The 3,694-nt window shown below is 41.1% G+C and carries 1 protein-coding gene; it reads left to right on the forward strand.

The window, feature by feature from the left end; translation table 11 throughout:
• Nucleotides 1-388 precede the first annotated feature (388 nt).
• A partial coding sequence (locus V7Q33_RS18685) for a two-component regulator propeller domain-containing protein (protein ID WP_333820812.1) occupies nucleotides 389-3,694 on the forward strand: 3,306 nt, incomplete at its 3' end.

The raw sequence follows: 3,694 nt of genomic DNA on the forward strand, positions 1-3,694 counted from the left end.
ATCCGGTTTCAGAATTATCGTTTCCGGCCTTGGAATTATTACATCCGGTTTCAGGATTATTGTCTCCAGTTTTAGAATTATTGCGATAGCAACGTCTTTTTTTCGGGTAATCAGATACAATCGTTTTTTCCCGTTGCAGAGTACTCTGATTTGGTATTCGTTAACTGTATTTGCGCTCCAGATGGGAAGTATCTCACATTACAAACCGTCTAAATCACATAGATAAATCGTCTAATCCCTGGTCTGTAATGAATTAAAATATCAATATATGGAGCTGTAGAAGCATGTATGCGTATTGCATGTATTCTTACGTCAGTATTATTACGGAGATCCGGTTCATAGCAGTAATTTATCTTCGACATAAATTTGTCCGTATCAAAATACAAGCATGTTCAAGATTTGCTTTACTGTAATTGTATTGCTTCCAGTCTTTTGGACTATTCAGGCTTTCCCTCAGTCACCCGTAGAAAAAATTAAATTCTCGAAAGTAACTGCGGCTTTGTCGAATCCTCATATATCATGTATACTTCAGGATTCGCGTGGTTTTTTATGGATCGGAACGGAAGACGGGCTTAACCGATTTGATGGATACGATGTCACTATATATAGAAATCAAGTCGGTGATACTACAAGCCTTTTGAAAAATACTATTCTCAAAATATTTGAGGACAGCCGTGGCGTGCTATGGGTGAGTACGGATAATGGAGGCCTTCATATTTATGATCGTGAACAAGATAATTTCAGAAGACTGCCGCACTATTCATTCGACTGCGAAGTCGCAGAGTTTTATGAAGACAGTATAAGCGTATGGATTGCAGGTGTGCGCCATCACAAAGCTTTTGTAGAGCAAATAAACAAGACAGATAACCATAGGCGATACTATAAATTGGAGGATTCGGATCTCCCGGTCTGCTCGCTCGTGCCCATATCTGACGGTGAGTTCTGGGTGGGTATTCGGGACTCCGGTCTTTTTCGCTGGCGTGTAAAAGATAATGTTATTCGAAGACAAGGCCTTCCGATAAAACTACATCAGGTAATGAAAGGAAGGAATCATGATTTGTGGATTGCTACTGATACGGGGTTACAACAATATGATGCATCCTCAAACAAATATATAGCATATAAAGGCCAGGATAAGTTGAAGCCACTGGAAGGAAATATCCGATGTCTGTTAAAGGATCGTTGCTACCTGTGGATCGGAACTCAGGCTATCGGGCTGTACAGGTTGAATATCATTACAAATGAATTGTCAACCTTTCAGGCAAATGAAAATGATTCGGAATCTTTGGTTGAAAATTCTATCCGCTCACTGTATCGCGACCGGCAGGGGCGGGTATGGATAGGAACCCGCTCAAACGGTATAGTAGTGATGGATCGACTGAGTCAAAAATTTATGGGAATTGATATACCCCTGGAAGATGATATAGTGAATGCAATCTTGATAGATTCGAAAAAACGTGTATGGGTGGGCACGGAAAATGGTCTTGTAATGAAATCGGCTCAAGGTATAAAGCGTTATAAGCATACTGCTGCTGAAAAAAGCATAGGAGCCAATGCAGTGCTTGCAGTATATGAAGACAGCGAGCAGCGTGTTTGGATCGGCACGTGGGGAGGGGGACTTAATCGATATGATGAGGCCGGGCACAATTTCATACGGTATATGCCAGATCCAAAACGTAAAGGCGCGTTATCCAATCCAAATGTATTCTCAATATGCCAATCAACCAAAACAAAGGAACTGCTCGTGGCTACCTACGGAGGGTTGAACATATTGACTGATATAAATAAAGGTCTCTTTAAATATGCTCATGAAAAACAATTTGGATTTAATGAGTATATGCGAAAGATATATGAAGACAAAAAAGGAAATATATGGGTGGGAACCGTTGAAGAACTGCTGCGATACGATCCTGTACAAAATAGAATAACCCGATTTGAAAGCACGGTGCGATACGATTCGATCCAGGTAAGTGGAATCTGTAATAGCATATACGAAGACCGGCAGGGACGACTTTGGGTAGGCACTCAAAAAGGTCTGCACCTCATTGTAAATGGTATGTTTAAAAAAAGATATACCGCTCAGAACGGGCTAATGGATGGTGTCGTAGAAAGTATACTGGAAGATAAAACGGGCAATATTTGGCTAAGCACCCATAATGGTATATCAAAATTTAACACCGCCGAGGAAAGCTTCAGAAACTATGATGCCGCAGATGGCCTGTCGGATAACAGTAATTTTAAACCCGGTGCCTGCCTTCGTAATGAGGCGGGAAATCTTTTTTTTGGTGGCAACGGAATCTGCCTGTTTAATCCGGATAGTATACAAAACAACTCGTTTATACCCAAAGTGTTCATCACGGAACTGCGGATCCAGAATAAGCCTGTCAGGCCCGGAGATACAAGCGGTATATTAAAACGCCAGATTAGCGAAACCAGCATGATAACACTTCCTTCCGACTACAACTTCTTTTCGTTAAAATATGTAGCGCTAAATTTTACCGCCACCGAAAGAAATCAATACGCTTTTAAACTGGAAGGTTTACACGCCGATTGGAATTATGTTGACAATCAGAGAACCGCTATGTTTACGAATCTTGATCCGGGTACATATATCTTCAAGGTAAAAGCTCGTAATAAAGACGGGGTATCTGATGATGAGGGGGTAGCGTTAACAATCCGCATTCAGCCATTGTGGTGGCAAACCTGGTGGGCCATTCTGATGGGTGTGGCATTATTGATTACAGCGCTTTTATCATTATATAAATTACGCGTTCGAGGTGTAGAGAAGCGCAATGCCATGCTTGAGCTACAGGTAAAGAAGCGAACCGAAGAACTTGAACATCAGAATAGAATTCTCCTCGAGAGTCAGGAAGAACTAATACAGAGCCAGGAAGAAATTTCCGCACAGCGTGATATAGTATCAGCGCAGATTGCAGAATTACGGGAGGCCAGGCAGATCATTGAGATGCAAAATAAGGAGATAAAGGTTCGAAATGAAACACTGGAAGCCGAAGTAGAAGAACGTACACGCGATATTGTCGAGTATAATCAGCAACTTGAACAATTTGCATTCATTTCCGCTCATAATTTGCGTGCCCCCGTGGCCAGAATATTGGGCCTCGGTAACATATTGAACCTGTGTGAAAATGATGCGAACGAAGCTCGGTTAATTACAGATAAGATAATATTTACCACCCGTGAGTTAGATCAGGTCGTGAAAGACTTGAATACCGTTTTGGAGATGCGCAGAAATTCAGCATCTGTGATTGTGCCGGTTAATCTTCAAAATGAACTACATCTTGTAAAAGTGAATCTTGAAAAGGAAATAAAAGATACAGATACTACTTTCATTGAGAATTTTTCGGAGGGTAATACGATGCTGACCGTTAAGCCATACATTCATAGTATACTGATGAACCTGGTCAGCAATGCAATTAAGTATCGACACCCTGATCGAAAACCTGTAATCACCATTCGTTCCCAGGTTCGCGATGGTTTGTTTTATTTAACAGTTCAGGATAATGGTCTTGGTATGGATTTAAATGTATGTAAGGATAAACTTTTTATGTTATATAGCAGGTTTCACTTGCATATAGAAGGAAAGGGCATAGGACTTTTTTTGGTGAAGACGCAGGTTTCCTCCCTCGGAGGGAAAATCGAAGTGGTCAGTAGTCCAGATCAGGGTACCTGTTTT

The organism is Ohtaekwangia sp. (assembly GCF_036786105.1).
Taxonomy (GTDB): domain Bacteria; phylum Bacteroidota; class Bacteroidia; order Cytophagales; family Cyclobacteriaceae; genus Ohtaekwangia.